Origin of the sequence: Balneatrix alpica DSM 16621, from assembly GCF_000619885.1 — a bacterium.
Taxonomy (GTDB): domain Bacteria; phylum Pseudomonadota; class Gammaproteobacteria; order Pseudomonadales; family Balneatricaceae; genus Balneatrix; species Balneatrix alpica.
Genome location: NZ_JHUZ01000015.1, coordinates 67798 through 93464 on the forward strand (window position 1 = coordinate 67798; position 25667 = coordinate 93464).

Below are 25667 nucleotides of genomic sequence, written 5' to 3' on the forward strand. Positions count from 1 at the left end.
GCGACTCCATCCGCCCTGCATCAAGTTAAGAGGCTCTGGTGTAGATAGTATTGCCCTGGGAAATAAAACGACTAGAGACCTGATTCAGCGTCTCTGAATGACCAATAAAGAGTGTTCCCTGGGGAGCTAACATATCGGCAATACGAGAAAACAACGTCGCCTGCGTGGGGCGGTCGAAGTAAATAACGACATTACGACAAAATACGACATCAAAGGGGCCGCGCATTGGCCAAGCCCCTAATAAATTCAACTGCTTAAATGTGACCAACTGACGTACTTCAGGGCGAATACTCAAGTGATCACCTTCTATCGTCACCCAGCGTTTACGCGCCCACCCTGGTAACTGCTCTAGCCGCGCAAGTGGATAGCTACCTTGTTTAGCTGCAGCCACCACATTCGAGTCCAGGTCTGTTGCTAGCACTTTCACGTCCCAACTGCTGTCAAAGTGCTCAGCTAGCACCATTGCTAACGAATAAGCCTCTTCACCCGTTGAGCACGCTGCCGACCACATTCGCACACGTTTGGGCCCTGTGCGCGCTTTAAGAAGCGGAATCACCTGTGTGACGACATAATCAAAATGATGCGATTCACGAAAAAAAGCAGTCAGGTTTGTCGTAAGTGCATTGATAAAAGCAATGCGTTCCTGACCAGTCTCATCTTCAAGTAAAGCAATGTATTCACTAAAACTACGCAGTTCTAGCTGCCGTAAACGCCTGGCTAAGCGGCTATATACCATTTCCCGCTTAGCCTCACCGAGCACAATCCCGCTGAGCTGATAAACCAGCTCACAAATACGCGTAAAATCCTCGCCAGTTAGCAAAAACTCACGCTGTCCAGTTGCTCGAGCTTCAGGCGTTATCGCCATGATGGCTAAAACTCATCCCAATCTTCATCCGGCTTACTCTCAAGCACAGGCTGTGAATGCTTTATTTCCTGTTTAGCCACTGGTTTGAGCGATACTTTTGCAGTGGCCCCTCCAGCGCGACTCACCATTGGAGACTCTTGCCCTGTTCTAAAAAAAGCCACCATTTTGGATAGATCACGACTTTGGGTAGCCAGGTTCTCTGCCGCCGCAGACGACTCCTCTACTAAGGCCGCATTCTGCTGTGTCATTTGATCCATTTGTGCAATGGCTTGGTTTACCTGCTCAATACCATTGGCCTGCTCACGAGTTGCTTGGCTAATGGCATTAATCATCCGACCAACTTCCTCTACCGCTTCAACAATCAGCGCCAGGGTTTGCCCTGACTCATTCACCAACTGCGAGCCCGTATCCACTTTGCTGACACTGTCACGGATTAAACCTTTAATCTCTTTTGCCGCCGCAGCAGAGCGCTGTGCCAAGTTCCTAACCTCACCAGCCACCACAGCAAAGCCACGCCCTTGCTCACCTGCACGGGCGGCTTCTACCGAAGCATTTAATGCCAACAGATTAGTCTGGAAGGCAATTTCATCGATGACCGTGATGATGTCAGCGATACGCTTGCTGGAGTGATTAATTTCCTCCATCGCCACAACCGCACGACTGACAACCTGCCCCCCCTGCTGAGCACGCTCTCTTGCTTGAGAAGAAAGTTGATTAGCTTCTTCAGCATTATCGCGACTCTGCCGCACGGCGCTCGTCATTTGCTCCATACTAGAGGCTGTCTGCTCCAGTGAACTGGCTTGCTCCTCCGTCCGCTGACTGAGGTCAGTACTACCCTGAGCAATCTCATTAGCACCTTGATTCAACGAACTAATGGTGTCGCGAATTTTTTGCATCACTTCTGCAATCTGCGCACAACTTTGATTGGCATCGCGTTTCAAGATACCAAAAGCACCTTGATACTCTGCCTCAATACGTGCGCTCAAATCTCCTTTTGCCAAAGCTGAAAAAACTTTCAGGGTATCCTGTACAACTTCATCAGCAATCTGTACCAATTCATTCAAGCCTTCGGCCAGGTTTCGGACAAAGCCATTCTTTCCTTCCAGATCAATACGCTGACTGAGATCACCGCGAGCAGCCTGAGTGATTAAGTTGCCAATTTGCTCTTCAATCAACACTTCTTGGGTGCGATCTAACCACTCTACTGACGTACCAATGCGCACTTGCTCGGAACTAATGATCGGACTTGCAGTTAAGCGAAAAGTACGCCCCCCCACTTTAATTTCTGCTTGATAAGGTTTGGTTAGTTTGGCTAATAAGCTACGCTGATGTTCTGGCTTTTTATGAAATACATCCATATTGCGACCAAGCAAGGTGGCAGAATCAAAGTCCGGCAAGTCTCGCTTTAAGTCCGCCTCAGCATTCTTCAACATCCTGATCACACTTTTATTCATGTGAACAATATTATTCTCTGCATCAGCAATCATCATGTTGACGGTAGAAGCATCCAATGCCTGCTTAATTCTGAGTGCCTGATTACGTTCATCCAACAAAGGTAATAATTGCTTGTCGCGAAACTCAGCCAGTGAACGCAGTAACTGACCGCTTTCATCATCGCCTGAAGTATCAAACTGCTGAGAAAAGTTACCCTGTGCAAAGGCTTCTGTAGCACGGGTTGCTTGATGCAGATTACGCACCACTTTCGTTAATATCCAAGCAACTGCAAAAATAGATGCCAACGCTAGGATCACAACAAGAGCCATTTGTAACCAGGCTTGATTACGATCTGCATCTGTTAAGTCCAAACGAATTTGTTTAAAATCCGCACGATTACCAGAAACCAGCCCTTCAATACCTTCTTTTAGGCTATCTTTATGCTGATTTGCTACCGAGAGCTCTGATGTTAAATTCTGATCACTTGAAACCAAAGCTATCAGATCTTTACGCTCCTCCTCCAGAAGGAAGCTAAGATTTTTAATAGACTGAAAATTTTCATTAAGAGTATCAAGCGAATGTTTAAGACCCTTTGCAACTTCTGCAGTAGCAAGAAGCGTCTCAATACTCTGCAAGTCTTTATGCTCCCTTATTTGCGCCTCTTGATATTTTTGAAAAATATCATCTAAGGCCTCCTTTGCCCCAGGATCAGATGAGCCTTTCAGTCGATCTGATTGCCGAATATAACGATCAAAAAACTCACTAGCGACCAATTCTGATCGGTTAAGGTCAGACAACAGAGGAATCAATTTAGCTTCAAAGTCATTTAGAGCAACCCGCAATTGGTTTCGCTCTAAAGACTGCATAAAGCCATAGATATAAACCAACAAAAAAATCAGCCAAGCACTGCATAAAATCAGAAGCACCCGCTTCCTTAAACTTTTGCTTTGTCCGCTCATATCCTCTCCCCTGCCTATCAGGCATCCAGCTCTGCAAGCTTATCCGTATCCAAAAGCATCACCATTCGTCCATCAATATTGATCAAGCCCCGCAAGAACTCAGCACTGATAGCACGATTAATGCGAGGAGCATCCTGTACTGCCTCCTGATTGACGTTATACACATCGGACACTGCATCGACGATCACTCCTATGGTTCTAGAGCGATCCCCTTTTTTCACTGTCAATACTAGCAATACAGTTAATGGCCCATATTGCACAGGGGGTAAATTAAACCTCATGCGCATATCAATGACAGGGACAATGGTACCGCGTAAATTAATCACTCCCTGCATAAACGCAGGCGCATTAGGAATGGGGGTTGCAGCTTCCCAGCCTAATATTTCTTGGACACTCAAGATGCTGACACCATAGTCCTGACCATCTAATACAAAAGTCAGATATTGCTCAGCCTCTTCATCCAATCCTAGTTGCTGCAGCTCATCCATCACACTTTCCATTTATTAAGCCGCCTGATAATCGTTGCGATCCTGCCCTGCCATCTTCAACAGTCCCGCCACATCGAGAATGAAAGAAACCTGCCCATTACCCAGGATAGTCGCACCTGACACCCCATTAACCTTGCGATAGTTCTCTTCCAAACTTTTGATGACTACTTGCTGTTGCGCCAGCAAGTCATCCACCACCAGGGCAACTTTGCTATTATCAACTTCCAAAATAACCAATAACTCTTGGCCTTCACCTTCCTCTTCTGAGGTAAGATTAAAAATCTCTGCCAGACGCAAAATTGGAATATACTCATCGCGCAGCTGCAATACTCGACACTGAGGGCTAACCAAATTGATTTTGGCTTGCTCAGCCTGAATAGACTCCACAATACTAACCAAAGGAAGTATATAAGTTTGCCCGCACACTTTAATTAACTGGCCATCTAAAATAGCCAAGGTTAACGGCAGCCGAATAATAAACCGAGTCCCCTCGCCCACCTTTGAGCGGGTTTCAATAGTGCCATTCAACTCTTCAATATTACGGCGCACCACATCCATACCTACGCCACGGCCAGATAGATCACTGACCTGATCCGCAGTGGAGAAACCTGGCATGAATAACAAGTCATATATTTGTTCATCACTCAACTGTTCGTTAGCTGCAACCAAACCATTTGCTATTGCCTTTTGCAGCACCTTTTCACCATTAATACCAGCACCGTCGTCACTAATCTCAATAACAATGCTGCCCCCTTGGTGATAGGCATGTAAGGTCAGCACACCCGTTGCTGCTTTCCCTCCGTTTTGCCGCACCTCTGGTGCCTCTAAACCATGATCTAGTGCATTACGAACTAAATGTACTAAAGGGTCACCAATTTTCTCTAAAACCGTTTTATCCAGCTCGGTATGCTCACCCAATACTCGTAACTCAACCTGCTTCCCCAAAGATTGCGATACATCCCGAACTAAACGTGGAAAGCGATTAAACACCACACTAATTGGCAGCATGCGAATACGCATGACATTCTCTTGCAGCTCACGGGTATGTTGCGCCATTTGCGCCAGCCCTTCCTGCAACCGGCCTAAAGAGCTGCTATCCAAATGTTCACTCAGCTCTTCCAGCATCGACTGGGTAATGACCAATTCACCTACCATGTTAATCAGGCTATCAATCTTATCGATTCCCACCCGAATGGAGCTCACCTCTGCAGCTGCAGGTGCTTTAGTCATGGTAGGTGATTTACTGGGTTGCTGGTTGGAGGCTTGCTTTTCTTCCTGAGCATTTCCTGCCATGACAGCTTGCGGACTGCCAGCCATTACAGTTTCCGCTTCAGCAGCCCCCATCACATCTATCACGTCTGACTCAACCGATGTGAGAGGTGTCTCAACACCCAACGCCGTCACGCTCAGTTCACACTCATCTTCTACCCACTCAAACACTTCATTAATCGCCGCTAACTGCAGGGATTCACCTTGTAATTGCAGTGTCCAGCTCAAATAGCAGGACTCTGGCTGCATCACATCCCAATCAGGCATGTCAGCGGTATGCGCCTGCACTTGCAGCTCACCCATTGCCGCAAGCTCACGAAACATCCGCAAGGGTTCATTGCCACTACAGAGCATGCTCAAACTGGGCTTGAACTGAATCAAGTAGCCTGACTCAGACTGCTGTTCCTGAGCTTGAGGAGTAGCATCTGGGGAAACACTTGGAGAGGCCTCTTCACCTGCCAAGATTGCCTCAAAACGGCCCTGTAAAACCTGACTACGGCTTGTGTCTACTTCCTGCCCTTGCTGCAGCACCTGCAGCATAGCCCGTAAGCAATCGACAGACTCCAAGAGTAAATTGATCTGACTAGTATCGAGACGCCGCTCGCCATCCCGAACTTGATCAAGCAGAGTTTCTAAAACGTGGGTAAATTCAGTAATTGCCGTGAAGCCAAAAGTGCCACTACTGCCTTTAAGTGAGTGGGCAGCTCGAAAGATACTATTGATTAGTTCTGCATCAGGCTCCTCAGGCAGGAAGTCGAGCAAAGCGCTTTCCATCATATCCAGGCCTTCAAAGCTCTCTTCGAAGAACACTTGATAAAACTGGCTGAGGTCGATGCTCATGGGCTTACCCCAAGACTTTTTTGATGGTGGCAAGCAACTTATCTGGATTAAAGGGTTTGACTAACCACCCCGTCGCACCAGCTGCCTTGCCAGACATTTTTTTATCGTCGGTCGATTCAGTCGTCAGCACTAATATTGGTGTGAACTTATAATTCGGGAGCGCGCGCAGCTCTTTAACTAAAGTAATGCCATCCATATTGGGCATATTGATATCCGTAAGCACTAAATCAAACTTTTGCGTTTTAGCCTTACTCAATGCATCCATGCCATCCACGGCATCGGTCACTTTATAGCCAGCACCTTTAAGGGTAAACGCCACCATCTGACGCATTGATGCGGAATCATCCACTGCCAAAATGTTATACATACCTGACTCCATTAAGCGTCAACTTGCGCTGACTCAGCTAATCCTAGTTCCTGTTGTAAACCCAACATCATGGCTGAAGCGATAAAGGCCTCGGAGCACCCGCTCCATAAAATACGCCCCCCCTGACGATTAAGGGCACGCTGACAATTTAACAAGAGCTGCAAGATCGCTGTATCCACTCGTTCCACCTGGCTCGCATCGACACGCACCTCCACCCCTGCTTCTAGCCAACTGCTTAAGAGCTCATGCAAGGCTTCAGCTTGCGCAATATTGGCGACTGTTTCCAGTTGTAGGCACTCTGTTGCTGCTGTCACCGTTACTGCTCCAGTTTTTACCAAGTGATTGATTAACCTTAGAAGATGAGCGCTATCCTGTCATGCTGGAGCCCGCTGGTAAAAGCTGACTAATTCATCAAGCTGTTTTTGCTCTTGCCGACTTAACTGCAAATTTTCGTGTTGCTGCAAACGTTGCAACCACTTACGCAAAGCATCGGTACGCGCTTGCGCTTTACGCCAGGCTTGAAGATAACGCTCCAACTCTTGCTGCTGTTTTTGCAATGTCTGTTGCTGCTGGCCTATGGCATTTTCCAGCTTGGCAATAAACTGCTGCTGACCAAGCCAACTGCCTGCACTTATCCCTTGCTGCCCTCTGGTTTTCAATTGCACCCGATACTCCAGCTGATAAGCATTAAGCTGTTCGACTTGCTGTTGGCCTTGCTGCAAACGCTCACGTGCCTGCCCTAGTAACTGGGCACATTTCTGCTGATCACGCTCCGCCAGCGTTAACACAATTTTCAATCGTTGCGAGCGGGCCACGGCCATTAACTACCCCCTGCCTCCAAGCTCAATAATTGCTCCAACCATTGCTGTGCTTGACCCAAGGCAACAGGCTCATGCAAGCCCTGCTGTAAAAAAGCACGCATCACAGGCATCAACTGGATAGCCTTGTCGGTATCAGCATCACTACCCTTAACGTATGCCCCTACACTTAACAAGTCTTTAGTTTGCTGATAACGCGCATAAAGCTGCTTAAAGCGCTGAGCACGTTTTAAATATTCAGCTGTCACCACCTGTGGCATTGCACGACTAATGGAGGCTTCAATATCAATGGCGGGATAATGGCCTTCTTCGGCCAGACTGCGCGACAAGACTACATGGCCATCTAGAATAGCCCGCGCTGCATCAGCGATGGGATCTTGCTGGTCATCCCCTTCAGTCAGTACGGTATAAAACGCCGTAATTGAGCCACTGCCAGGCATACCATTTCCAGCACGCTCCACTAACTTGGGAAGCTTGGCAAAAACAGAAGGGGGGTAGCCCTTACTGGCAGGCGGCTCTCCCACCGACAAAGCGATCTCCCGCTGTGCTTGCGCATAGCGGGTCAGGGAATCCATCAACAGGAGCACATTTAAACCCTGGGCACGATAGTACTCTGCAATGCGAGTAGTTAATTGGGCAGCACGCAAGCGCATCAAAGGAGAATCGTCCGCTGGTGAGGCCACAACTACTGCACGCCGCAGCCCATCTTCCCCCAACACATCCTCAATAAACTCCTTTACCTCACGCCCCCGTTCACCAATCAAGCCAACCACTACAATATCGGCGGTGGTGAAACGGGTCATCATGCCAAGCAACACACTCTTGCCCACGCCACTGCCGGCAAACAATCCCAGGCGTTGCCCTCGCCCTACGGTTAACAATGCATTGATAGCACGAATACCGACATCCATTGGCTGCCGAATAGGTGCTCTTCCCAATGGATTGATTGCCTCTCCCTCAAGCTCTACATAGGCTTCAACACTTAATGGCCCCTGACCATCCAAGGGCTGGCCAATACCATTTAATACTCGCCCGAGTAAGTTCATGCCAACAGGTACGCGACTGGAACTGCCTGTCGGGCGCACCCGTGCGCCTGGCATAAGCCCTTCAATCGTATTAAGAGGCATCAGAAACACACGTTCAGCGTGAAAGCCCACTACTTCAGCTTCCACCTCAACACCTGGGCGTACCTGCACCAGGCAAAATTCGCCTAAGGCTACCTTGCACCCCACAGCTTCTAACGTTAAGCCGACAACACGGGTAACTTTTCCTGCTGAACGGGGTTGAGGACTGTTCCAGGGATACTGACAATGCTGCTGAAGGAGTTGCAGCCAGGCTTGCTGCTTCATGATGAGGGCTCTTGCCCCTCCTCTGCAGCAGAGGGGATGGACGTCTCTACGGAGTGCGCAGAATCATCATCGGGCAATTGCTGACTAAGCAATTGGTGTTGCTGGCGAAACTCCTGCAACACCTGTTCTAGACGAGTATCCAAACGTGCATCCACCTGGGTATAAGCGGACTGTAGGTAGAGGCCACCAGGGTGAAGCTGCTCATCTGTCTGCAACTGCCAGTTCACTCCTGCCAGGTGCATCGCCTGCTGCAATGCCTCTTCATCCTCAGGATGCACTCTCACCTTGGCATCCACGGTTGGATCGGGTAGTTCTGCCAGTACACGCTCTAATAACTGCGGAATAATCTGCTTGGAGGCAACCAGCTCATGACCAAGAACCGCTACCACTAATTGCTCAACAAGATTACCCAAGCTAACCACTAATGCCTTGTCTTGAACGTCTATCGGCTTAGCAAACGCACTCACTAGCGCTTGTAGACGTTGCTCCTGCTGGGTAATTCGCTCAACTTCGGCTGCATAGGCCTGCTCATGGCCCTGCGCACGACCTTCTTGCAGACCTTTTTCTAAGCCTTCCGCGTGCCCACTCTGTAAACCTTCTTGGTAACCTTCATTCCACGCGTCCTGACGAATCTCTTCTAATTGTTCCAGCGTCAGAGGCTCAACATGGATTTCCTCTTCTTCCGGCTCAGGTTCAGGTTCGGGAGGAGCAGGCTTCCTCACTGCAAGGCCTGTTTCCGTTTCAGGCTCCTGCTCTTGCTCTGAATCCCCCACCTGAGGCAATTCCCAACGCTGGTAAGGCTGAGTGGCACCAGCCGGAATTCTACCTGTATGCAGATCGTTATCGCCCATGGTTTAAACCATCTGCTCGCCGCCGCCACCGAGATTAATCTGACCTTCATCAGCCAGACGACGGGCCACACTCAAAATCTCTTTCTGAGCGGTTTCCACATCGCTGACCTTAACGGGGCCTCGTGCCTCCAGGTCATCTCGCATCATCTCAGCAGCGCGCTTGGACATATTCTTAAAGAACTTATCCTGCAAATTAGGATCAGCTCCTTTCAGCGCCACAATAAGAGTTTCTTGCTCAATTTCACGCAACAACATCTGAATGCTACGGTCATCAACGTCATTAAGGTTGTCAAACACAAACATCAGATCTGATATTTGTTCAGCCAAGTCCTCGTCCACCTCTTTCAAGGACTCCATCAATACCCCTTCGATCGAACTATCGAGGAAGTTCATAATATTGGCTGCCACCTTGACCCCACCAATGTTGGTAGTCTGAGAGCCCGAGCTGCCCGAGAATTGGCGCTCAAGAATATCATTTAACTCCTGAAGTGCCGCTGGCTGGACGGTATCCAGCGCTGCGACCCGCAACACAATATCCAGCCGCACTTTTTCATCAAAATATGCCAACACCTCGGCAGCCTGATCGGAATCGAGGTAAGAGACCACAATAGCCTGAATCTGGGGGTGTTCGTAACGAATAACATCAGCAACCTGCCGCCCTTCCATCCACTTGAGGGTGTCTAAGCCCTTGGTATTGCCGCCGAGCAGGATACGATCAATCAAGCTTCCCGCCTTATCTTCGCCCAGCGCCTGGGTGAGCATCCGCCGGATATAGCTATCAGAACCAATACCCAAGCCAGTTTGGTTACCAACCTGGGATAAGAACTCAGCAATCACTGCCTCAACCTGATCCTGCTGCACACTACGCAGTTGTGCCATCGCTGAGCCAATTTTCTGCACCTCTTTCGGCCCCATGTGCTTGAGAATTTCCGCCGCATCGGATTCGCCTAGCGTCATCAGCAAAATGGCGGTTTTTTCAATCTGGGTTAGCTTAGGTGCTTCACTCATCGCTGATCCACTTCTTAATAACTTGAGCTACCCGGCCAGGGTCATCGGCAATCAGGCCACGAATTGCATTCAACTGTTTTTCAAAACTCTCGTTCGGACCAGGCAGTAAACTTTCATCAACACTGGCTAAGGTCACAGCTTCATCAGACAATTCATCATCCAACCCTTCCAACGCCTTTAACTCAGCCTCGGCGGCTTCGGCCTGGGATTTACCAACCGTGGTTAGATTCTTCAAGATCGGACGCAGTACGCCAAAGACCAGAATCAGGATAAAGAGCACAGCTCCACCCTGCTTAATCAGATCCCAGAACCATTGAGTTTCCCAAATAGGGATATCGATTTCCTCAAACAGGTTATCTGCCTGCACAAAGGGAGAGTTAATCACATTAACACTATCGCCACGCTCCGCCGAATACCCCACTGCATCACGAACCAGAATATTCAGACGTTGCAACTCGCTCTCAGTCCAAGGAGTACGCTTCGCCTCTCCTGATGCGGGGTCCACCGTCACCAGATCATCAACAACCACCGCAACAGATAGGCGCCGTACTCGCCCCACCTGATGTTTGGTATAGCTGATGGTACGATCCAGTTCATAGTTACGGGTAGCCTGCTTGCGGGTCGAGGTAGGCTGTCCGCCACCTAGTGCATTGGTTGTAGCGCCCCCCGCCACTTCAGGCACAGCGGTTTCGGCCGGTGGCTGATTGGAGAGTGCTCCTGGAATACCACCCGCCAATTGTGCCTGACGCTCTTCATCCAGCACCTGTTCACTACGTAATGAGGGCAAATCCGGGTTATAAAGCTCGTCAGTTTGCTCAATCGCAGTAAAGTCGATATCCGCCGACACTTCCGCTTTAAAGCGCCCCATGCCGACTACAGGCTCAAGAATACCTGACACCCTTCGGGTCAACACTTGCTCCACTTTACGGGCATACTCAAACTGTTCAGCGGCTAAGGTGGTTTCCGAGTCAATCCGCTCCTCCGAGAGCAAGCGTCCTTTCTGATCCACCACGGTGACGTCTTTAGGGTCTAATCCAGCGATACTGGAAGCCACCAAATTGACAATGGAGGTAACCTGATCCCGCTCAAGAGTACGCCCTGGAAAAAGCTCAACAAAAATAGAAGCACGGGGTTTACGATTATCACGCAGGAACACTGACTCCTTGGGAATAGCCAGATGTACCCTTGCCGCCTTCACCGCCACCAGACTGGAAATCGTGCGCGACAACTCCCCCTCTAAACCTCGGCGATAGCGCGTCGTTTCCATAAACTGGCTACTACCCAGAGGTTGGTCTTTATCGAGGATTTCAAAGCCAAGGGTTTTATCACCAATGAGCCCATCCCCAGCCAGTTTAATCCGAGCTTGATGGATCTTGTCGGCAGGCACTAACAACGCGCCACTTGCCGTATCGATCTTGTATGGGATTTCGTTGACCTGGAGCACTTGCATGATCTGCTCCGAGTCGAGGTTATTGAGGCTGCCAAGCAACGGCCGATAGCTAGGCTCTTGTGACCACAGCACCACCGCAAAACCAATGGCGATACTGGCTGCCAATCCCACCATCAAGCCGATCTGACGAATAATGCTCAGCTGGCCAAAACCTCCCATCAGGGCGCCAAGCATGCCGCCCTGGGGATTATCCTGCATATTTTCCAGTCCCGTTTTGGCCATCCACTACCTCTATATGCCTTAAACGGGCATATTCATGATTTCCTTGTAGGCTTCCAATAATTTATTACGCACCTGCGTCATTGCCTGAAAGGAAACACTGGCTTTTTGCAGCTCAATCATGACCTGAGGTAAATCCACATTCGGATCACCCATTTCATAGGCTTTCGACATTTGGCTGGCTTTAGTTTGCTGGCTATTCACCGACTCCATGGCCTGCTTGAGCATATCGCCAAAGGAAGGCAGCTCCTCACTCGCCTCCACTGGCGCGGCAGGTTTGGCCACACTGGACTGAACCTGAGCCTGGAGACTACGCATCTGCGATAGTACGGATTGAATATCAGCCCGCTCAGTCATGATGCTCACCTCCTCGAGTCAGCTGGATGGGTTAAGACGCATACCAGAACGCCGGACTTATGCCCGGCTCTACGCATCTTACTTAAATTGTTGAAAAAGAAAAAGTTAGATGCCTAAAGCCTCCCCCTTGGTCAGACGCACATACATCAGTGCCACGGTGATGGCATCCCCTAGCGCGGTGTGGCGTTCAAGGATTGGCAAGTCCAATTTTTTCGCAATGGTATCAAAGCGCAAATCAACACTACCGCCTAAATACCGCCACTTGATTATATTATGGTACACATCTGACAATTCGATAGCTTGGTTAGGCAAACCAAAGCCATAACGGGGCTTCAAAGCATTATCGAGCACACGCAAATCGAAGTGTACGTAATAGCCCAAAATAGGACGATTACCCACATATTCCAGCACCTGTTGCAAGGCTTCTTCTAACTCTACCCCATCCTCTAAATCCATTGAGCGAATACGGTGAATTTTCACTGACTCAGCCGGCATATACTTGGGGGGCTTTAGTTTGATATCCAGGCGGTCACTGAGCATGACCCTTTTACCACCTTTAATCTTTACCGCACCAATCGTCAGAATCTCAGCCCGTTTCGGGTCAAGGCTAGTGGTTTCGCAGTCCAAGGAGATGATTTCATCGCCTTCATAACGCTCAAACAGGTGGGCATAAGGCCCCTGACCATGCTCACGGCGCTCATTCCATACCCGTAACTTACGCGCTATTTGCATACTAACCTTCCAACCGATACCGCAAAGTTAAGTGAGACTTAAACTCCTTCACCACATGGAGCGCCTCTCGTAACAAATCCCTATCCATTCGATCCATTTGCTCCACCATCAATAAATTGGGGGTTTCATCCAACTGGTGTCCTCCCTCTGTTCGCTCCAATTGCTGCTGGAGACGTAACTGGATAAAAAGTCCTAGCGCATGGATCAGGTCGCGGCCCATTTTTTCTGACAGCTGTTGCATCTGCACCAATTGCTCAATGCGTTTGACCGTATTGGTCTCCAGAATACGATGCTCCAAAGCCAAGGTGCGTACACCATGTACGATGGGGAAGATACCCCCCTTCTTGATATCGAGACCATGCTCCTTACGTTTAATACCGCCAAAAAAGGTCAAGGGGGTATCAAAATTAAAGACGGCTCGCACAAAGTGAGAAAAGAAGATTTTGTCTCCCGACAACTGGCGCAAAAACCAATTACGTGAAGCTTTAAATAAAGCTGGGTTACCGGCAACAGGATGCGCATCAACGGCAATCGCCAAGTGCATCAGGTTTTCCCCAGTCGCGGTGGTAGACCAGTCACGCAGGCGCTTAGTCCAGTCTTCCAGATGCAGTACCCAGTCTGGGTTCGACACCATAATGCCCCCAGGACAAGGGGGATAACCAAAACGACTCAATACGGCAGAAAAAGTTTTCAGTACCTCATCACGTTCTGGCCATTGCAAGCCATTACGCATTAGCACTGCATTATCCTGATCGGTTTTGAGGATTTGCTCACGACGCCCTTCACTCCCCATCACCAATAAGCAGACATGAGGTAGGATCGACTCTGGCACCAACAAATTAAATAGCTTCGCCATCACCTTCTCATTCATCGTGGCGATCAGTTCCATAGCAAACTGTACTTTTACCCCATGGGATACCAGTGCTCGCACCAAATCATTCAAGCCAACCGCCGCCTCTTCCAAGTCCTCCACCGTTTGCGCTCGCTCAATGCGCAAGCTCACCACATGGGAGTGGTTCGAGAAGTAACTCAGGACATCCATCAGCTCCAGCACCCCCCCGAGGGCCTGGCCATCTTGCACCACGACTCGTTCAATCTGATGCTCCGTCATCAACACCAAAGCATTGAACAGATAATCATCGGGATGCACCGTAATCAGGCGATAGGAAGCAATATCCGCCACCTCCGCACTAACCGACAGCCGGTTAACGACCAGCGCATTAAGCATGTCTGTCCCGGTCACCATGCCATAACGCCCCCCACGCTTTACCAGCAAACAGTCCGCCTTACGTTCGCGCATCAAGCTATAGGCTTCTTCAATGCTGGTGCCTTCCAGCACCAGCAAAGGGTCTCGCATACAGGAGTCAGCCACCTTGGCCAACATGAACTCCGTCATATCCTGGTTACGCGAGTTCTGCGCTTTAAGTTGCGCCTTGACGGCCAAATCATTACGGAAGTAATCGGCAAAAGCAGGGTTCGTATCGACCAACTCGAGCAAAATACGTGTCGGCAAAATCTGACAAAGGGTTTCTTCGACGGCCACAAAGTTGTGGATCGCATGACCCCGCATAGAGGACCAGGCGCCAAAATAATCATCATTGGTGTAGTGAACAAAAATATGCTGGACCTGACTTTGCCCCTGATTTTGCACATCCTGTTCAGCCACTCGCCCCTTTAAAATAATATGCAGCCCTTCCGGTGGCTCTCCCGCTTTAATAATCACCTCCCCTTGCTGGAAGTAGGCGATATCCAAATTATCCTGCAACAGGCGCAGTTCTTTGGGGGTCAGCAAATTAAAGGGGGGCTTATTGGCATTAAAGGTGGCGCTCATGGTAAGCCTCCTGCTGCGGCCGAAAATAGACATTGGCGTTAAGACCCGGGCTCGCAAGCCCTGACGCAAATGCCCTCAACAATACTTACCGCTCCACCTTATTGTGAAAAGCGGTTCTACCACTACGCCACTCAGGTGTGACGCTAGGCATACATCATTAATCCTAACCTATAAAAAAGGAGGCACACCGTTTCTGATGGGCCTCCTTCTGGGTGGGTGCCTAGGGCACCCGCGCATCATTTAGCATATGCCATGCAACACATGCCTTAGTGAGAGTGGGCTTCGCCCGCACCACGAGGAACACGGATATCTTCAACAATATCCTGGATCTCCTGGGGAGGAGCAGCTGTAACAGAGCTCACCGCATAGGCCACAACAAAGTTGATGATCATACCTACAGTGCCGAAACCTTCAGGGCTAATACCCAGGAAGAGCTCGTCTTTGGTACCGCCCATGAACTTGAAGTAGACGATGTAGATAGCAGTCACAATCAGACCCACCAACATACCGCTGATTGCCCCTTCTTTGTTCATCCGCTTGGAGAAAATCCCCATTACGATGGCTGGGAAGAAGGATGCCGCTGCCAAGCCAAAGGCCAAGGCCACCACCTGAGCAACGAAGCCTGGAGGATTGAGACCGAAGTAACCCGCTACGCAGATTGCCACCACAGCAGCACCACGAGCAGCCATCAGTTCTTGGCTTTCAGTAATATTGGGAGTCAGGGTCTTCTTCAACAGGTCATGAGAGATCGCCGTAGAGATAACCAACAGCAGACCCGCCGCAGTAGACAGCGCTGCTGCAATTGCACCGGCTGCTACCAGAGCGATAACCCAGTTTGGCAATTGGGCGATCTCGGGGTTCGCCAGTACCATGATGTCACGGTCAACATAGATTTCGTTGAAGAAAGGCTGTTTGCTTGCATCAAAAGCAGCCTGTTCACCGCTCACACCGTTGGACACCAGACGATGACCGTCTTCGGCGCGCTTATCACCATCAAACTCAGGCTTACCACCAGCGAAGGCCACACCGTTTGCGTACTGCACTTTGCCGTCACCATTGACGTCATGCCAAGCGATCAGACCAGAGTTCTCCCAGTTCTTAAACCACTGGGGCATTTCTGCATACTGAGTGCCCTGACCGTCAGAGCCGTTTACGGTGTTGATCAAGTTCAGACGACCAATCGCCGCCACAGAGGGTACCGTGGTGTACAGAATGGCGATGAACAACAGCGCCCAACCAGCAGAGGTACGGGCATCTTTTACGCGAGGAACGGTAAAGAAGCGCACGATGACGTGGGGCAGACCTGCTGTACCGGCCATCAAAGCAACCGTCAGGAAGAACAGATCAAGCAGATTACCTGTGCCCTGAGTGGTGTACTGGGTAAAGCCCAACTCGACCACCAATTCATCCAGCACCTGTAATACCGGCTTACCCGCCAGTTCAGCGTTAAAGCCTTCCGCAACACCAGCCCCCAAACCTACCTGTGGGAAGAAGTGGCCGGTTACCTGCATAGTCAGGAACACCGCTGGTACCGTGTAAGCGAAGATCAATACACAGTACTGCGCTACCTGGGTATAGGTGATGCCCTTCATGCCGCCCAATACGGCGTAGAAGAACACAATAATCATACCGATGATGACACCCAGATCGATGGACACATGCAAGAAGCGGGAGAATACAATCCCAACACCACGCATCTGCCCCGCCACATAGGTGAAGGAGATAAAGATGGTACAGATTACAGCTACAGTACGGGCAGTACTGGAGTAGTAACGATCCCCTACAAAGTCAGGCACAGTAAACTTACCAAACTTACGCAGATAGGGTGCCAGCAACAGCGCCAGCAGCACATAGCCGCCGGTCCAGCCCATCAGATAACCAGAGCCAGTGTAGCCAATAAAGGACACAATACCGGCCAGAGAGATAAAGGATGCAGCTGACATCCAGTCCGCTGCTGTTGCCATACCATTGGCAACCGGAGAAACCCCACCACCTGCTACATAGAACTCTTTGGTGGAGCCAGCACGCGACCAAATCGCGATACCGATGTAGAGAGCAAAGGATGCCCCTACAAATAGATAGGTTAAGGCGTCAAGGCTCATGACTAAGACCTTCCTCAGGCAATTATTATTGTAGTCAGATCAGGCACTTGCCGATCACTCATGGACATCGTACTTTTCATCCAGCTTGTTCATGCTGATGGCATAAGCCACGATGAGAAGCAGGAAGACGTAGATGGATCCTTGCTGTGCAAACCAGAACCCAAGCTTAAAGCCGAAGAACTGGATGGTGTTGAGGGGCTCGACAAAGATGATGCCGCAACCAAAGGATGCCAAGAACCAGATCACGATATAGGTCGTTATCAAACGAACGTTTTCGCGCCAGTACTCCTGGGCAGAACTACTCTGCTGATTTACGCTCATAGCACTTACCTTGTTGTTGTTGTGTTAAGGGTGAGGAAAATGCGCAACTTCAATCTAGCAAAGGAGTTGCAAACACCACGACAGACTTTAGTCGCAAGGACTCGTGCAACGGCTACCAAAGCCCACACGCCAACAAAAATAATCAATAAAAACAAATAGTTATGAACACAAAAAACAGCCTAGACTATGGTCGTAGCCTCGCTGACTGGCTCACTCCCTATAATGCAGAAGGACTTCACTGATGGGCGCTAGCATGCTGCAAGGCTGGTTGATCGTACTTATTTCTCTGGCCTACCTCGGCATGCTCTTTGCTATTGCCTACTGGGGGGACCAGCAATCACACCGGCGTCTACGCAACCAACGCAAGCCCATTATTTACAGCCTCTCTTTGGCGGTGTACTGCACATCCTGGACGTTTTACGGTGCAGTAGGACGCGCCGCCTCAACCGGCTGGGAATTCATGGCCACCTATATTGGCCCGATCATCGTGTTCGGGTTAGGCATCAAGGTTGTCAGCAAGCTGGTACACGTCAGCAAGAAACAAAACATTACCTCCATTGCCGACTTTATTGCCTCGCGCTATGGCAAGAGCCAAACACTGGCCGCCTTAGTGGCAATCATGACCGTGATCAGCATCCTGCCCTACATTTCCTTGCAACTTAAAGCCGTGGCGATGAGCTACAACGTGCTGACTGGTATTGCTGATAGTGCCGCCTCCAGTGGCAGTGATACCGCGCTATTCGTCGCCCTGCTGATGGCCATTTTCGCCATCTTGTTCGGCACCCGACATATTGATGCCACAGAGCACCATGAAGGGATGGTGTTAGCGATTGCCTTCGAATCTTTAATCAAGCTGGCCGCCTTTCTATCGGTGGGATTCTTTGTCGTCTTTGGCATTTACAACGGTTTTGAAGATCTATTCCTCAAGGCCTCAGTTCAGTTGGAAAACAACCAAAACTTCCAGAAAGACATTCTTGCCGGCAGTTTCTTGACCGAGATTATCCTGTCCGTGATTGCGGTCATCTGTCTGCCACGCCAATTCCATGTCACCATCGTTGAAAATACCCACCCGCAAGACTTACGTACCGCTCGCTGGCTTTTTTCGCTCTATATGATTTTGCTGGGTATTTTTGTGCTGCCCATTGCGACTGCCGGCATGGCCACCTTTCCCTCCGGTTTCGTCAATGCCGACACCTTTGTATTAACTCTACCCTTGAGCGCCAAGGCTGATGGTTTAGCCATCTTTGCTTTTATAGGCGGGCTTTCCGCTGCCACCAGTATGGTGATTGTCGCCAGCATTGCGCTGAGTACCATGGTCTGCAACGACATCATTATGCCGCTGCTATTCAAGGTGGCAGGGCGACGCCTCTCCAATCAAACCGATGTTGGCGAGCTACTGCTCAAAATCCGCCGCATTACCATTTTCTGCTTATTATTACTGGCTTACTTCTACTACCGCTTACTCGGCACCCACGCCTCTCTGGCGGATATCGGCTTATTGTCTTTTGTCGCCGTTGCTCAGTTTGCCCCGGCCCTGCTGGGTGGGTTGTACTGGAAGCAAGGCTGTCGTCAAGGCGTGATGGCAGGACTGATAGCAGGCTTCAGCCTCTGGGCCTATACCCTGATGCTGCCCAGTTTAGCGAAAGCCGGTATTTTGCCCGATGCCTGGCTTGCAGAGGGCCTGTTTGGCATTGCTTGGCTAAAACCCTACGCGCTCTTTGGCTTAACCGGCCTGGATACTATCAGCCACGGTACCTTCTGGAGCCTCAGCTTTAACCTGCTGCTGTACTTTTGGATTTCTCGTCAGGTATCCGGCCGGCTGATTGACCGCATCCAAGCCAGCAGCTTTGTTGATACCCTGGATGACGGTGGTGCCAATGCCAATAACCGGGTGCAGGGCGACCATGCCAGTGTCGGCGATCTACAGATGCTGGCTGAGCGCTTCCTCGGCGTAGAACGGGCCCAACGGGCCATTCGCGGTTTTTTCCTTGAGCGCCAACTCAAACCCGCCGCCAGCAATGAACGAGCCAGCGCCGAGTTGGTGCTGTACTGCGAACGGTTACTGGCCGGGGTCATTGGCGCCTCCTCTGCCCGTATCGTCATCAGTTCGACCTTACGGGGGCGGGATATGCAAATTGGCGATGTGGTCACCATCGTCGATGAAGCCTCGCAAATGCTGCAATTCAACCGCTCTCTGCTACAGGCCACGATTGAAAACATTAGCCAAGGCATTACGGTAGTTGATAACCAATTGCGCCTGGTGGTGTGGAATCGCGCCTATCTGGATATGTTTGACTATCCGCCAGGACTGATCAGTGTCGGGCGCCCCATTGCAGATATTTACCTCTACCATGCGGAGCAGGGTGAATACGGCCCCGGTGTTCCCCAAGAACATGTCAACAAACGCCTGGAGATTCTGCGCCAGGGGCGTACTCACTGTTATGAACGACACCGTGCCGACGGTTCTGTACTTGAGGTGCGGGGTAATGCCATGCCTGGTGGCGGCTATGTCACCACTTACACCGATATCACTCAACACAAGAAAACCGAAACAGCCTTACGTGAGAGTGAACGCTCAATTCGTATCTACACCGATAACGTACCGGCCCTGATTGCCTATCTGGATAATGAGCGCTGCTATCGCTTTATCAACCACGCCTATCAGGAAACCTTTGGCCTGGATCGCAATACCCTGATCGGACGTCCCTGTTATGAAATTCTCAGTGAAAGCGAATATGAGGAACGCAAACCCTATATCGATCGCGTGCTAGAAGGACGCCGACAAACCTTTGAAACCCGTTTGCCTGTACTGCCAGGTGAGCGTGAACGCTATGCCCAAGTGACCTATATCCCCCATATCAACGAAGAGGGCCAAATTCTTGGCTACTTCACCCTCTATATTGATATTACCGAACGCCGAAAAGCCGAGCTGGCCCTACAAGAAACCAACGAAACCTTGGAAATGCGGGTACGTGAACGCACCAAAGCTCTCTCAATCGTTAACCAGGAGCTTCGTAAAGAGAACATTATCCGCGCCCTGATCGAAGACGAACTGCGCCAGGCCAAGGCCAGTGCCGACGAAGCCAACCTGGGTAAAACGCGCTTCCTTGCCGCCGCCAGCCATGACTTACTACAGCCTCTCAATGCCGCGCGTTTGTTTACCTCCGCGCTGTCACAACGTCACTATGAAAGCGACACCAAGGACTTGATCGAACACCTGGATGGCTCCCTCAAAGCAGCAGAAGAATTGATCAGTGCCCTCCTGGACATCTCTAAACTTGATGCCGGTGCCCTGATCCCCAATCGCAGCCACTTTTCGCTCAATCAAGTGTTTGATCTGCTCAAAGCCGAGTTCACCGTACTGGCACAAGAAAAAGGCTTGGATTTCCAGCTGCATCCAAGCCGAGCAGTGGTTCACTCTGACTTACAACTGCTGCGCCGGATGGTGCAAAACTTGCTCTCCAATGCCATTCGCTACACCACCCAAGGCAAGGTCGTATTAGGCGTACGCCGAGGCCGCCAAGGGGTACGTATCCAAATTTGGGACACCGGTGTTGGCATTGCCGAGGATAAAATCAAAGAAATCTTCCAGGAATTTAAACGTCTGGATAACCCACGCCACGCAGACGTGAAGGGGCTTGGGCTGGGGCTGGCCATCACCGAGCGGATCGCCAAGGTTCTGGAGCATCCGCTGGAAGTCCGCTCGCAAGTCGGTAAAGGCACCTTGTTTAGCATCAGCCTTCCCTATGGTGATCCCGCCAAGGTCAGCCATACCAGTAAACGCCCTGGCGCCATTGTTCGCCGTAAAGGCGGTCTGGACGGCTTAAAGGTGCTATGCATCGATAACGAGGTCAAAATCCTGGAAGGAATGCGCGCCTTACTGGGAGGGTGGGGATGCCAGCTACGCACCGCCACTAGCGCAGAAGAAGCGCTCGCCCAGCTACAAGACTGGCGTGCCGATGTGCTGCTGGCTGACTACCATCTGGATAACGACCTTACTGGCGTGATGGCGATTCACCAACTGCGCGCTCACCTCAGCTACCCGCTACCTGCAATTGTAATCACGGCGGATCGTACTGAGGTGATTCGCAATGAAATTATCCAAGCCGATGCAATGGTGCTCCAAAAGCCGGTCAAGCCCGCTGCACTGCGGGCCCTACTCAACCGCCAGGCCCAAGGCAAGAAAAGCGAAAATCATCTCGCCCTTTGATTTTTGCCTTACTAGCGACACTGAACTAAGAACTAACATAGTATCGAGTTCACCCCCGGGGGTTACCCCGGGTCGCTGGAGCCTTGCATGTCCGTCAGCTTCGCTACTGCTCGCTATACCCGTCTTGTCATATTGCTCTGCAGTGGCTGGTTCAGCCTCCTTAGCCAAGCCAAAGAACAAGTCATCGTAGGTGTCTATGACTACGAGCCCTTGATTTACATGAACGATCAACACCAACCCGATGGCTTTTTTATCGATCTCCTTAACCACCTTGCAGCCACCCTCGATTGGCAATTGATCTACCAATACGGCAACTGGAACGAGCTAATGAAAATGCTCGATGCCGGGCAAATCGACCTCTTGCCCGGTATGTTCAAAACACCTGAACGGGAAAAGCTATTCCGTTTTCCCAGCGAATCCGTTGTTACCGATTGGGGGCAAATATACATTCCAGCCAACCAGCCCATGATTAACAATCTATTTGAACTGGATCGTCGTGCCCTGGGGCGGCTGCAGGGCGATGCCATCGGCCTACATTTTGCTGAGCAAATGCGTAGTTTTGGCATTAACGTGCGCTTAATCGATTTTGATAGCTATGAACACCTGCTGGCAGCAGTACAAGCCGGGAAAATAGATGCCGCCGTCGCTTCACGTATCTTTGGTGGCTTTCGCGCCAGCTATTACGGCCTGCTGGCTACGCCCATTATCTTCAACCCCCAGCAGGGCTACTTCCCGGTCGGTAATCATGCCAGTCATCTGATACCACTACTCAACCGCGAGCTTTTCAAATTAAAGGTCGACAAAGCATCCATCTTCTATCGCGCCTTTGATAAGCGTTTTACCGGCACCTTTAAAGAGCAACGCATCACCACCAACCTGATGTTTGCCCTGGCGATTCTCGGCGCCCTGCTCATTACCCTTGGCTTTATTATTCGTTACCTCAACCACCGGGTAGCACGACGCACAGAAGAACTGCGTGAGGCAAATGATCGCCTTTCAGAGTTGAACCGTAGCCTGGACCTGATGGTGAAATCACGCACCCATGCGCTGGAAAAAGCCAATCACGAGCTGGCAGACTCCCTCCACTCCCTACAAGAAATGCAGGAACAGCTGATTGAGTCCGAAAAAATGTCATCCCTCGGAAGCCTGGTGGCCGGGGTAGCTCATGAAATCAACACCCCTATTGGCTTGAGTATTACCAGCGCCTCCCTGCTTGCTGAGAAATTGAAAGAGCTACAGCAACACTACCAAGCAGGCAGCATGAGCCGTAGCCAATTGGAGCGCTTTTTAGCCCTGGCCGATGAAAGCACCCAGATATTACAGAGCAACCTGGGCCGTGCCGCTGATTTGATCCAAAGCTTTAAGCGCATTGCCGTTGACCAGTCCAATCAGGATATCCGTGAGCTTGCCTTGCAACATTATCTGGAAGAAGTCCTGCTCAGCCTGCGCCCCACCCTGAAGAAAAATCATGTTGCAGTCATCCTGAGTTGCGATCCAGATCTACGCTGGCGCACCTGCCCTGGTGCCCTGGCACAAATTGTGACCAACATTGTCATGAATGCAGTGATCCATGCCTACCCGCCCGAGCAAGAAATTAAAAACGTCAGCATGCAGTTGGAACACCAAGGCAAGCTGCTATTTTGGACCATCCAGGACAATGGTCAGGGTGTGAAAACTGAGCAACTGGAACACCTATTTGAACCTTTTTACACCACCAAACGCGGCCAGGGTGGCAGTGGCTTAGGTTTGCATCTTGTCTACAACCTAGTTAGCCAACAATTAAAAGGAAGTATCCATGTCAGTAGCCCAGCAGGAAGCGGGCTGAAGTATGAGATCCGCTTACCTGAGCTAAGGAGCGATACGGATGGATGATCTTATTTTTGCCCCCGATCAACCGGATGCACAGCCCAATCAAGCCGAGCCCTGGTTAGTTCTCGTTGTCGATGATGAACCGGAAGTCCATCAGGTTACTCGCCTTGCCCTGCAGGATTTTGAGTTTGAAGGCCGCCCACTGAAGTTTCTCAATGCTTACTCAGGGGCAGAAGCCATCAAAATTCTGGATATCCAACATGAGTTTATTGCCCTCGCCCTGCTGGATGTGGTGATGGAGTCCGATCATGCGGGGTTAGAGTTGGTACGCTACATTCGCGAGCGCCTGCAAAACTCCCATATGCGCCTGGTACTGCGTACCGGCCAGCCAGGTCAGGCGCCCGAGCATAAAGTGATCGTGGATTACGACATCAACGACTACAAAGCTAAAACCGAACTGACCGTACAAAAGCTCTCCACCCTGATGTACGCCAGCCTGCGCGGCTACCGCGATATCATGACCATCGAAGGTAATCGCCGCGGCCTCAAACAGGTAATTGATGCCGCCGTCGACATTTTCCGCCGTCAATCATTAATTCAGCTGGTTGATGGAGTGATGGAACAACTGATTGGCCTGCTGCGGATGGATAAGGGAGTCTTGATTGAGCGCACGCGCCAGGTGGCCGCTGCGTTAATTGCTGATGAATTGCGCGTACTGGTCGCCAATGACGGCTATCAGCATTTAATTGGGCAGAGTGCCAGCCAAGCACTCCTCCCTCACGAACGCAACCTGATCCTCCAAGCACTCAACCAAGGCCAGCATATTTTCACTGAAAAAGCCGCCGTACTGGTGTGCACAAATAACCACCAGCAAGCCCTGGCACTCTATATGGAAGGTGGCCAGGCCATTAGCACCCTGGATCGCCAATTACTTGAGCTCTTTATCCGCAATGTGTCAGTGGCGTTTGAGAACGTACAACTTAATCAGGACATTGAAGAAACCCAACGGGAGATTGTCTACCTACTCGGTGAGGCTGTCGAAGCCCGCAGTCATGAGACCGGCCACCATGTTAAACGGGTAGCGGAGTATTGTTTTTTGCTGGGCAAACTCTGCGGCATGAGTGATGAGGAAGCCACCATTCTGCGCTATGCCTCCCCTTTGCATGACCTCGGCAAAATTGGCATTCCCGACGATATTTTGAATAAGCCTGGTAAACATGACAGCCATGAGTGGAAGGTAATGAAATCCCATGCTGAACTGGGCTACGAGCTGCTCAAAAGCTCCCATCGCCCTATCCTGCAAGCTGCTGCCATTATCGCATTGGATCACCACGAACGTTGGGATGGCAGCGGCTATCCCAACCATAAGAAAGGGACAGACATTCACCTCTACGGTCGCATCACCGCCATCGCCGATGTGTTTGATGCCCTCTGCAGTGAGCGCTGCTATAAACCAGCCTGGCCGATTGAACGAGCCTTGGAGTTAATTAAAGGGGAGTCAGGCCGTCATTTCGACCCTAAGCTAGTACAACTCTTTCTCGATAATGCCGAGGAATTTATTCATATCCGCCAGCTCTACCAGGACTAAGGGACAGGCCTGTAAACGAAAAAGACCTCATGCTGAGGTCTTTTCACTATTACACTGGCTGGCGCAGTAGATCATTCCAATTCAGTTTTCGGTTTATCCACCAGCAAACGACTGGCGGCAATCACTGCCTGAGTCCGACTATGCACCCCAAGCTTACGCAGAATCGCAGTCACATGGGCCTTAATGGTGGCTTCCGATACATTCAGTTCGTAGGCAATTTGCTTATTCAGCAAACCTTCCGTCAACATCATCAGTACGCGAAACTGCTGAGGGGTCAGGGTCGCCAAAGCCTGGGCAAAGGCAACATCCTCTTCCGTTACCTGATCTTCCAGATCATCAATAGCAACCGGTAACCACTCCTCACCATCCAACACCGAGTTAATGGCACTGGCGATGGTATCCAGGGGAGATGACTTGGGAATAAAACCTGAGGCGCCGTAATCCATGGCTTTACGTATCACCTGGGGCTCCTCGCTGCCAGACACCACCACCACCGGAATATCCGGATGGGTGCCACGCAGGTAAACCAAGCCAGAGAAACCGCTGGCGCCCGGCATATGCAAATCAAGCAGGATCAAGTCCGCATCCGCATGGGCCGCAGCCGCTTCCTGTACTGCTTCAAGCGTATCCGCCTCAACAACCTGCACCAGGGGTACGGCTTGGTTAACGGCCTGCTTAAGTGCAGCACGAAACAGCGGATGGTCATCCGCAATAATAATTTTTTGACCAGCTTCCATAGCGACTCCCCTGATACTCTGTACAACCACGCCCAGGTTGCCCCAAGCCTTTTATAGCCTAGG

20 protein-coding genes are annotated in these 25667 nt (G+C 50.6%); 3 read left to right on the forward strand and 17 right to left on the reverse strand.

Features of this window, described 5'->3' with window-relative positions; translation table 11 throughout:
• Positions 1-25: 25 nt before the first annotated feature.
• From Q334_RS0107885 to Q334_RS0107960, 16 genes are all read right to left on the reverse strand, one after another.
• Positions 26-865, reverse strand: coding sequence for a CheR family methyltransferase (locus Q334_RS0107885; protein WP_051527622.1), 840 nt, complete (start codon positions 863-865; stop codon positions 26-28).
• A gap of 5 nt (positions 866-870) precedes the next feature.
• On the reverse strand, positions 871-3258 hold the full coding sequence (locus tag Q334_RS20610; RefSeq protein WP_081414395.1) for a methyl-accepting chemotaxis protein: 2388 nt from the start codon (positions 3256-3258) through the stop codon (positions 871-873).
• A gap of 17 nt (positions 3259-3275) precedes the next feature.
• A complete protein-coding gene (locus Q334_RS0107895; RefSeq protein ID WP_051527624.1) occupies positions 3276-3746 on the reverse strand; it encodes a chemotaxis protein CheW in 471 nt (156 codons plus the stop codon).
• A 15-nt stretch (positions 3747-3761) separates the two neighbouring features.
• The gene (locus tag Q334_RS0107900) at positions 3762-5855 is read right to left on the reverse strand and encodes a chemotaxis protein CheA (RefSeq protein ID WP_027312730.1); all 2094 of its coding nucleotides are present in this window, start codon (positions 5853-5855) and stop codon (positions 3762-3764) included.
• Positions 5856-5859: 4 nt separating this feature from the next.
• Positions 5860-6222 (reverse strand): response regulator, encoded by a 363-nt coding sequence (locus tag Q334_RS0107905; protein ID WP_027312731.1) that lies wholly within the window; start codon positions 6220-6222, stop codon positions 5860-5862.
• Between the two features lie 11 nt (positions 6223-6233).
• Positions 6234-6536 carry an STAS domain-containing protein gene (locus Q334_RS18455; protein WP_051527625.1) on the reverse strand — a complete coding sequence of 101 codons (303 nt, stop codon included), beginning with the start codon at positions 6534-6536 and terminating at the stop codon, positions 6234-6236.
• A gap of 60 nt (positions 6537-6596) precedes the next feature.
• Positions 6597-7043, reverse strand: a complete 447-nt coding sequence (gene fliJ / locus Q334_RS0107915; RefSeq protein WP_027312732.1) for a flagellar export protein FliJ — start codon at positions 7041-7043, stop codon at positions 6597-6599.
• Positions 7043-8389: a flagellar protein export ATPase FliI gene (gene fliI / locus Q334_RS18460; protein ID WP_035461124.1), complete on the reverse strand. Its 1347-nt coding sequence runs from the start codon at positions 8387-8389 to the stop codon at positions 7043-7045. The genes fliJ and fliI overlap by 1 nt, the downstream gene beginning before the upstream one ends.
• On the reverse strand, positions 8386-9240 hold the full coding sequence (locus Q334_RS19955; RefSeq protein WP_027312733.1) for a flagellar assembly protein FliH: 855 nt from the start codon (positions 9238-9240) through the stop codon (positions 8386-8388). The genes fliI and Q334_RS19955 overlap by 4 nt, the downstream gene beginning before the upstream one ends.
• A 3-nt stretch (positions 9241-9243) precedes the next feature.
• Complete coding sequence (fliG, locus tag Q334_RS0107930) at positions 9244-10248, reverse strand: flagellar motor switch protein FliG (RefSeq protein WP_027312734.1); 1005 nt, start codon at positions 10246-10248, stop codon at positions 9244-9246.
• Positions 10241-11920 (reverse strand): flagellar basal-body MS-ring/collar protein FliF, encoded by a 1680-nt coding sequence (gene fliF / locus Q334_RS0107935; protein ID WP_051527626.1) that lies wholly within the window; start codon positions 11918-11920, stop codon positions 10241-10243. Before fliF ends, fliG begins: the two co-directional genes overlap by 8 nt.
• Positions 11921-11938: 18 nt before the next feature.
• On the reverse strand, positions 11939-12274 hold the full coding sequence (fliE, locus tag Q334_RS0107940) for a flagellar hook-basal body complex protein FliE (protein WP_027312736.1): 336 nt from the start codon (positions 12272-12274) through the stop codon (positions 11939-11941).
• Between the two features lie 105 nt (positions 12275-12379).
• Positions 12380-13006, reverse strand: coding sequence for a 3'-5' exonuclease (locus Q334_RS0107945; RefSeq protein WP_035461126.1), 627 nt, complete (start codon positions 13004-13006; stop codon positions 12380-12382).
• A gap of 1 nt (position 13007) precedes the next feature.
• Entirely contained in the window at positions 13008-14837 is a 1830-nt protein-coding gene (locus tag Q334_RS0107950; protein ID WP_027312738.1) for a putative nucleotidyltransferase substrate binding domain-containing protein, read from the reverse strand.
• 266 nt (positions 14838-15103) lie between these two features.
• Positions 15104-16939 (reverse strand): sodium:solute symporter family protein, encoded by a 1836-nt coding sequence (locus Q334_RS0107955; RefSeq protein WP_027312739.1) that lies wholly within the window; start codon positions 16937-16939, stop codon positions 15104-15106.
• A gap of 54 nt (positions 16940-16993) precedes the next feature.
• Entirely contained in the window at positions 16994-17260 is a 267-nt protein-coding gene (locus tag Q334_RS0107960) for a DUF4212 domain-containing protein (RefSeq protein WP_027312740.1), read from the reverse strand.
• 253 nt (positions 17261-17513) lie between these two features.
• On the opposite strand from Q334_RS0107960, the gene Q334_RS0107965 reads away from it, so the two are divergent.
• The 3 genes from Q334_RS0107965 (at position 17514) to Q334_RS0107975 (ending at position 24867) form a co-directional block, all read left to right on the forward strand.
• Positions 17514-21470 carry a hybrid sensor histidine kinase/response regulator gene (locus Q334_RS0107965; RefSeq protein WP_027312741.1) on the forward strand — a complete coding sequence of 1319 codons (3957 nt, stop codon included), beginning with the start codon at positions 17514-17516 and terminating at the stop codon, positions 21468-21470.
• An 87-nt stretch (positions 21471-21557) separates the two neighbouring features.
• On the forward strand, positions 21558-23342 hold the full coding sequence (locus Q334_RS19960; protein ID WP_051527627.1) for an ATP-binding protein: 1785 nt from the start codon (positions 21558-21560) through the stop codon (positions 23340-23342).
• On the forward strand, positions 23335-24867 hold the full coding sequence (locus Q334_RS0107975; RefSeq protein ID WP_027312742.1) for a DUF3369 domain-containing protein: 1533 nt from the start codon (positions 23335-23337) through the stop codon (positions 24865-24867). Before Q334_RS19960 ends, Q334_RS0107975 begins: the two co-directional genes overlap by 8 nt.
• A 71-nt stretch (positions 24868-24938) precedes the next feature.
• Here the strand turns inward: Q334_RS0107975 and Q334_RS0107980 are convergent, their stop codons facing one another.
• On the reverse strand, positions 24939-25604 hold the full coding sequence (locus Q334_RS0107980) for a response regulator transcription factor (RefSeq protein ID WP_027312743.1): 666 nt from the start codon (positions 25602-25604) through the stop codon (positions 24939-24941).
• Between the last annotated feature and the right edge of the window lie 63 nt (positions 25605-25667).